This is a genomic window from Promicromonospora citrea (assembly GCF_013004695.1).
Lineage (GTDB): Bacteria > Actinomycetota > Actinomycetes > Actinomycetales > Cellulomonadaceae > Promicromonospora > Promicromonospora citrea.
The window spans coordinates 1-6,209 of record NZ_JABEMG010000191.1 but is presented as its reverse complement, the minus strand read 5'-3'; the positions used below and the strand labels follow the sequence as shown (position 1 = coordinate 6,209).

Below are 6,209 nucleotides of genomic sequence, written 5' to 3'. Positions count from 1 at the left end.
CCCGGCTCGCCCGCGCCGCGCTCGGCGAGGTGCCGCGCCTCCTCGCGGGCCGTCGGCGTGAACCCGCCCGCGAGCCCGGCGGCGAGCCGGTCCGCCGCGACGGCGAGGTACTCCGCCGGGTGGTGCGGCCGCCGCCCGTGCAGGCCCTCGACGACGAGCACGAGCAGCACCGTGACGACGTACACGATCGCGGCCGTCGGTGCGTAGAAGTAGTCGTTGTCGGAGGTGACGAACTTGCCGACCTCGTCGATGAACAGCCCGAAGCCGAGGCCGCCGACGACCGCGCCGAGCGACCGCGGCACCGGGCCCACGTACGAGAGCAGGAGCATGAGGGCCAGCGCCATGAACAGCCCGCCCCAGAGCACGTGCGCGATGTGCAGCCCGCCGCCGCCGATCTGGGGGTAGCCGGCCGCGGCGAGGTAGGCGCGCGTGGCGAGCACCGTGACGACGCTCGCGACGAGGAACGTCACGAGGTGGCGCACCGCCGCGGTGTCCCGCGGTGCGCCGAGGCGCAGCAGGTGCCCGCGGGCCGCCGGCCCGGCCGTCGGGTGCTGTCGGCTCGTCGGCTGCCCGGTCGTCGGCTGCTCGGCCATGCGGCCCCCTCGTGTCGCCGGTCGCCGGCGGCCCGCCGGCGTCGTCCCTGGCCATCCTCCCGCAGCGGGCAGGTCGGTTCCAGCGACGACGCCGAGGGGTCAGGTGCGGGCCACCGCGATGTTGGTGTTCCCCCGCGCACCGGCCTCGTAGAACATGTACAGCCTGCCGTCCTCCTCGGCGAAGCTCGGCGCGGCGGACCGGGTCGCGACCGGGTCCGTGTACAGCACGCCGAGGTGGTTCTCGCGGTCGAAGCTCGTCCCGACGTCGGCCACGTGGATCGAGCCGGAGCCGCTGTGGTAGACGACGTGCCCGCCGCCGCTGCGCGCCCAGTAGTGGGCGCCCGAGAGCTGACCACCCTCGCCCGCCGCGGGCGTGATCAGCGGCTGCGGCTTGACCTGCCACCCCGAGCCGAGCCGGCTGGACCAGCCGATGAAGATCTTGCGCGTGCCCGCCTGGTTGCCCATGAGCAGCATGATGTGCGTGCCCGCCTGGGTGGGATGCGGGAAGACGCGTGCGTACGACGCCTCGGTCACGTTCGACGGCAGCATCGCGGTGGTCACCACGGTGCCGCCGTAGGTGAACGTGACGCCGTCCTGCGACGTCGCGACACGGGTGGTCGTGTTCTCGCCGTGGAAGAAGAGGTAGATCCGGCCGTCGGCGCCGTTCCACACGGCGTGCGGGCTCGACACGTGGCTCACCGAGTAGTGCGGCGACCAGGTGCGGGGGATGACCGGGTTGCCCGGGTGCTCGCGCCACGGCCCGGCGAGCGAGTCGGCGTAGGCGAGGCAGATCCCGCCGGGCGCGTCGTGCGGTGCGTAGTACATGTACCAGGCGCCCAGCGGGTTCGGGAGGCGGCCCGCGACGTGGCGCACCGAGGGGAAGATGAGCTCGTTGGTCGGGTTGTAGGCGAGCGAGCCCTTGTCGAGGGCCGCGCCGAGCCGGCTGAACGTGGGGAAGCCGGGTACGGCCGCAGCGGCGGACGGGGCGGCGAGGGCCCCGGCGCCGAGACCGCCCAGGGCGGCCGCCGAGCCGAGCACCGCGGCGCCCCGCAGCAGGCTGCGCCGGGTGAGGAGGGGTGGGGCGCCGTCGTCGGGCGCGAGGGTGAACCTGCCGGTCGGGGTCTCGGTCTGCCTGTCGTTCCGCACAGGGGCTCCGCTCCGGCCCGGGCGGCGGTCACGCTCCGGTGCGTGACGGCGGGTCACGCCGGGCCTCTCGTCGTGTCGAGCGTCGGGCCGGGGGCGCCGCGGGGTCAATCAGGATGATAGGAACCATCACCGTCCGGGACGACGTCGCCCGGTGACTATCTCGCCAGGTGACTACCTCGCCAGGTGACTACCTCGGCGGGGTGGGGGTGTCTGCGCAGGTCACGCAACCCCGGGGAGCGCTCGGTGCGTCTGAGGGGCGTGGCGCCGCACCCGCGGCGCGCTCGAACCGGACGGGAGACCCGATGCGCACGAGAGCACGTGCAGCGTCGATCGCGGCAGCGATCGCGCTGGCTGTCACACCAGCAGGCACTGCGGCAGGCACTGCGGCAGGCACGGCGGCAGGCACAGCGGCAGGGGCGGCGGGAGCCGCCGCGGCCGCCGCCCCGCCGGGGCCGGAGGCGTCCGTGACGCTGCTGACCGGCGACGTCGTCATGGTCCGCACGCTGGCCGACGGCACCGAGCGGGCCACGGTGCGGCCCGGCCCGGGCCGTGAGCACATGACCTTCTTCCAGCAGCGGCAGGGCGACCACCTGTACGTGGTGCCGCGCGACGTCGCGCAGCTCGTGCCGGGGCGCCTCGACCGCGCGCTGTTCGACGTGACGGGCCTGGTCGAGGCCGGGTACGACGACGCGTCCCGTGACTCGCTGCCCGTCATCGTGCAGACCGTCGCGGCGGCCGACGGTGCGCCCGGCACCCGGGCCGCGGCACCGGCCCGGCAGGACTGGGCCGCGTCGGGCGTCACGCCGGACCGGACGCTCGAGTCGGTGGGCGCCGTCGCCGACGCGCTGCCGAAGGGGCGCGCCTCGGCGCTGCTCGACGCGCTCGCCCCCGCGGACGGGTCCGCCGCACGCGCCGCGGCGGCCGGTGCCGTCGGGCGGGTCTGGCTGGACCGGCCGGTGCACGCCGCCGACGCCGACTCGATGCCCCAGATCGGCGCACCCGAGGCGTGGGAGAACGGGCTGACCGGCGAGGGCGTGACGGTCGCGGTGCTCGACACCGGCATCGACGTGACGCATCCGGACCTCGACGACGCCGTCGTCGGCGAGCAGGACTTCACGGGCGAGGGCGACGTCGTCGACGGCGACGGGCACGGCACGCACGTCGCGTCGATCCTCGCCGGGTCGGGCGAGGCGTCCGACGGCGTCAACCAGGGCGTCGCGCCCGACGTCGACCTGCTCGTCGGGCGCGTGCTCGACGACGAGGGCTTCGGCACCCTGTCTGGCGTCATCGAGGGCATGGAGTGGGCGGCGGAGCAGGGCGCCGACGTCGTGAACCTGTCCCTCGGCTCGACGTTCTTCGACGTGCCCGCGCCGGACGCCGTCGCCGTCGAGGAGCTGACCGCCCGGTACGGCACGCTGTTCGTCGTCGCGGCGGGCAACGACGGCGACCTCGGCGACGGCTGGGTGAGCTCGCCGGGCATCGCGGCGTCGGCGCTCACGGTCGGCGCCGTCGACGACGACGACACCGTCACCTGGTACTCGAGCCGGGGCGGCGGCGCGGAGGCGCAGCTCAAGCCCGACGTCGTCGCGCCGGGCGACGGCATCGTCGCGGCGCGGGCGGCCGGCACGGGGCTGGGCGACGTCGTCGACGACCTGTACACCGCCCTCGACGGCACCTCCATGGCGACCCCGCACGTCGCGGGTGCCGCCGCGGTGCTCAAGCAGGCCCGGCCCGAGCTCGACGGCCCGGCGCTCAAGGCGGCGCTCATGGCGTCGGCCGAGCCGACGGGCGCCGGCGTCTGGTCCGAGGGAGCGGGCCGGATCACGATCCCCGGTGCCCTCGCGCAGGAGGTCACGGCCACGCCGTCGGTGTCGTTCGGCACGTTCGCGTGGCCGCACGACGGCGAGACCGTCACCGAGCCCGTGACGTACACGAACACCGGCGACGACGCCGTCACGCTCGAGCTGACCAGCGACGTCACCGACTCGGCGGGGGACGCGGCGGACGCGGCGCTCACCCTGTCGGCCGACTCGGTCGTGGTCCCGGCGGGCGGATCCGCGTCCGTCGACGTCACCGTGGTCGACGGCCCGGGCGCCGTGGGCGCCGTGGGCGGCGTGCTGGTCGCGACCGGCACGGACGGCACGACGGTGCGCACGCCCGTCGGCTGGGCGAAGGAGCGCGAGCTGGTGAACCTCACTGTGCGCGCCGTCGACCGCGACGGCGCGCCCGTGCCCGACGACACGTGGGGCGCCGTCGTCAAGGTCGACGCCGACGACGGCGGGTCGTTCGGCGCGGAGCTCCGGTTCGAGGACGGCGTCGCGACGGCTCGCGTGGTGCCCGGCGTCTACAGCCCGGTCGCGTACCACGAGACGCTCGACGAGGACGGCGGCGCCGTGACCGACGCGCTGTTCCTCGGCAGCGGCGAGGTGGACGCGACCGCCGACGCGGAGGTGTACCTCGACGGGACGACGGCGCGCGAGGTCACGACGTCGACGCACCGCCCGGCGAACCTCGCGACCCTGGGCCTGTCCCTCGAGACGGAGGACTCGGCGGAGAACGCGTACGCCGGGATCAACGTGCTGTACGGGCCGGGCACGGAGCTGGCTCTGACTCCGGTGCCCGCGGGCGTGCACGGCGACCTCGACACGATCGTCCAGGCGACCCTGCTGGCGCCGACCACGGGCGACGCGACGGCGTCCTACCGGTACGACCTCGCCCACCACAGCGAGGGCGTCGACGTGCCCGAGCTGCGCGGCGACCGCCGCACGACAGTCGCCGTCGAGACGAGCTACGGCGCGTCGGTGGGGGACACGCACCTCGCCGAGCGCCTGTACTGGGAGCCGGGGACCATCGTCGCCGACGGCGCGACGGAGGCCGTGCCCGTGGGGACACGACGCACCGAGTACGTGACGGCCGGCCCGGGCGACTGGTACCTCCTGTCGGAGATCCAGCAGGACGGTGAGGGTGTGATCCTCGCCGAGGCCCGCACGCGCACCTGGGAGAAGCCGGGCACCGCGCGACAGGGGCTGGCTGCGGGCGCCCTGGCCCCGGGTGTGTACACCACCCTGCCGGTCGAGCACTCGCTCGGAGAGCTCGCGCTCGGCCCCTCGCCCCGGGTCGACGACGACGGCGGGACCCTCTGGGGCGCCGACGTGAACCTGCGTGTGCGCGTCTGGCAGGACGGTGAGCTGATCCACGACGAGGGCGGTGACGCCTACCCCGCCGTGCCGGAGGGCGGGGCCGACTACCGGATGCTCCTGGAGAGCACCCCCGACGACCCGCCCTACCGGCTGGCCACGAGCGTGACCGGCGAGTGGCGGTTCCGCGCCCGGTCCGGGGAGCCCGACGGGGAGCGCCCTCCCCTGCTCGACACGCGGTGGGACGTGCGCGGCCTGACCCCGGCCGGTTCCGCACCGGGCACCACACGCGTGCGCGTCACCGCGGCCCACCAGGACGGCGCGTACGACACGTCCGCCGTCAAGGGCGCCCGCCTGTGGTGGTCCACCGACGACGGCGACACCTGGCACAGCGCCCGTACGACCCGGCTCGGTGCCGGCGTGTACGACGCGACCGTCCGGGCCGGCGCCGGCGCGACCCACGTCTCGCTGAAGGTCGAGGCCTGGGACGCCGCGGGTGGCACGGTGTCCAAGGAGGTGGTCAGGGCGTACGCGGTGCGCTGATTCGCAGCACTCCGGCGGCGAGGTCGTGACGCCTGCTGTCGGTCGGCACATGCTTGTGCCGACCGACAGCCGCCTGCCGACCTGGCTGCCGCCGACCTGGGCCGGCGGGTCGGCAGCACCCGGTGGTCGGTCCCGGCTGCGCCCGCGACGGAGCTCGGCGGTCTCAGCGGGTCACGGTGTCCTGCTGTTCTTCGCGCCCGGGCCCTTGCCGGGGCCTGAGGTCGTGCCCTGGTCGGGCCCGTTCCCCGCCCCCCGTCCAGGCCCCTTGCCCTTGCCGGGTCCCTTGTCCTTGTCCGCACCCGTGCCCTTGCCGGGTCCCTGGCCCTTGTCCGCGCCCTTGCCGTTGCCCGGGCCCTGGCCCTTGTCCTTCGCCGGGCCCTTGCCGTTCGGGTTGTCGGGGTTGCCGGGTGGGCCGCCGCGGGGCGGCTCCGGGGCGGGTGGGGTCTCGGGCTTCGGCGCAGGCGGTGCCGGAGGCGCAGGAGGCGCCGGGGCGGGGGGCTCGGGTGCGGCGGGTTCGGGCTCCGGACGCGGCTCCGGCGCGGCGACCGGCGGGTCCTGGGGGGACGAGGGAGGGGTGACCGTAACCGTCGACGGCGTACGGTCCGCGGGCGTCGCCTGCTCGGGCTCCGCCTTCCGCTGCGGCGTGCTGACGGCAGAGACCGGCTCCGGTGCGCGTCGGGCCGCCTCGTCGAGGTCGACCACCGGCTCCGTGGTCGGCGTGCTCGCGGGGGCGACCGGGGCCGGGGCCGGGGTCGGCGCCCCGGGCCCGTCCGCCGGCGGCGGCGCGGTG

General features: G+C 75.8%; 2 protein-coding genes and 2 pseudogenes. 1 reads left to right on the top strand and 3 read right to left on the bottom strand.

The window, feature by feature from the left end:
• Both HLB15_RS21795 and HLB15_RS21790 read right to left on the bottom strand, forming a co-directional pair.
• Window positions 1-593, bottom strand: a pseudogene (locus HLB15_RS21795) (hypothetical protein); the annotation flags it as partial.
• 99 nt (window positions 594-692) lie between these two features.
• A complete protein-coding gene (locus tag HLB15_RS21790; RefSeq protein ID WP_229785526.1) occupies window positions 693-1,739 on the bottom strand; it encodes a glycoside hydrolase family protein in 1,047 nt (348 codons plus the stop codon).
• A 464-nt stretch (window positions 1,740-2,203) separates the two neighbouring features.
• Here HLB15_RS21790 and HLB15_RS21785 point away from each other — a divergent pair, with 464 nt between their 5' ends.
• The gene (locus tag HLB15_RS21785) at window positions 2,204-5,419 is read left to right on the top strand and encodes a S8 family serine peptidase (protein ID WP_171108607.1); all 3,216 of its coding nucleotides are present in this window, start codon (window positions 2,204-2,206) and stop codon (window positions 5,417-5,419) included.
• A 171-nt stretch (window positions 5,420-5,590) separates the two neighbouring features.
• On the opposite strand, the pseudogene HLB15_RS21780 reads toward HLB15_RS21785, so the two are convergent.
• Window positions 5,591-6,209, bottom strand: a pseudogene (locus HLB15_RS21780) (hypothetical protein); the annotation flags it as partial.